Annotated in this window: 1 protein-coding gene and 1 pseudogene; both read left to right on the top strand. The window is 54.4% G+C overall.

The features are described from left to right. On the top strand, positions 1 to 142 hold a 142-nt coding region (locus ACTHUM_RS13865), incomplete at its 5' end, for a BamA/TamA family outer membrane protein (RefSeq protein WP_440403154.1). A 78-nt stretch (positions 143 to 220) separates the two neighbouring features. Then, a pseudogene (locus ACTHUM_RS13860) lies at positions 221 to 1,477 on the top strand (translocation/assembly module TamB domain-containing protein); the annotation flags it as partial.

Raw genomic sequence — 1,477 nt, 5'->3', positions numbered from 1 at the left:
CTTCAAACACATGACCTTAAAACACGGTACCGGCTTGGGTGTGCGCTGGTTCAGCCCGGTTGCGCCGTTCTCCTTCGACATTGCCTACGGCCATCACGACAAGAAAATCCGCTGGCACATCAGCTTAGGCACAAGGTTTTAACAAACATACACCATCCATTCTTTCAGATGGCCTCAGCCATTCCAGGCCGTCTGAACAACAGACAAACAGAAAAATATCATGACCGATACTGCAAACACTTCCACGCCGTCTGAACAACAGCCCGCCCCGCCAAAGCGCAAAAAACGCCTGTTACGCGGCTTTGTCCTGTCCGCCTTGAGCGTATTGACCGTTTCTGCCGGCGCAATCGGCTGGCTGGTCGGTACGGAATCGGGTTTGCATTTCGGTTTGTACAAGATCCCGTCATGGTTCGGCGTCAAAATCTCTTCGGACACACTGAAAGGCACGCTGATTGAAGGTTTTGAAGGCGACAAATGGTTGATTGAAACAGAAGGTGCGGATGTCAAAATCAGCAGCTTCCGCTTTGATTGGAAACCGTCCGAGCTGTTCCGTCCGTCTTTGCACATTACCGAAGTCGTGGCCGGCGACATCGCCATTGTGACCAAGCGCACGCCGCCCAAAGAAGAAGAGCCTTCAAAAGGCCTGCCTGACAGCATAGACCTGCCCGTTACCGCCTATCTCGACCGTTTGGAAACCGGCAAAATCAGCGTAGGCAAGCGTTTTGACAAGCAGAGCGTCTATCTCGACCATCTGCACGCAGCCTATCATTACGACAAAAAAGAACACCGCCTCCACATCAAAACCGCCGACACGCCCTGGAGCAGCTCGACAGGCGCGGTGGTGCTCGGTTTGAACAAACCCTACGTCCTCAATACCGCCATCTACACCAAAGGCCAGCTTGAGGGCGAAACCATACACGGCACGGTGCGCCTGTGGGGCAGCCTGCAAGACGTGTACACCGACCTACTGCTCGACGGCGACAATGTTCATTTGTCTGCCAAATCCACCATCCACCCATTCGCCGACAGCCTCAACGAAACCGTCGGCGAAATCCTGGTTAAAGGTTCCAACATCAATCCGCAGGCCTTCCTGCCCACCCTGCCCAAAGCGCGCCTGAATTTCGACGCCACCACCATTCCGTCCTTTACCGACGGCGTTGCGTTGGAAGGCTCGATTGACTTGGAAAACGACCAAGCCGGTTTTGCCGATGAAAACCATATCCCCGTCAAACGCATCCTCGGCGAATTCATCGTCGACGATAAAGGCACGGTCAAAATCGAAGACATCGGCGTCGGCCTGCTCAAAGACGGCAGCATCGATGTATCCGGCTCTATCGATACCGCCCAAGACCAACTCAAACTCGCACTGGGCATCAACAATACCGGCGCAGACGACTTTGTCCGTCAAAACATCGCAGGCCGTCTGAACGGCAGTATCGACGTCAAAGGCGAAACCTCCTCCCCCGTCGTCAACTGG

It is taken from the genome of Neisseria sp. P0021.S006 (genome assembly GCF_051956895.1).
Note: the sequence above shows the minus strand (reverse complement) of the source record. Positions and strands in the feature narration are given on the sequence as shown.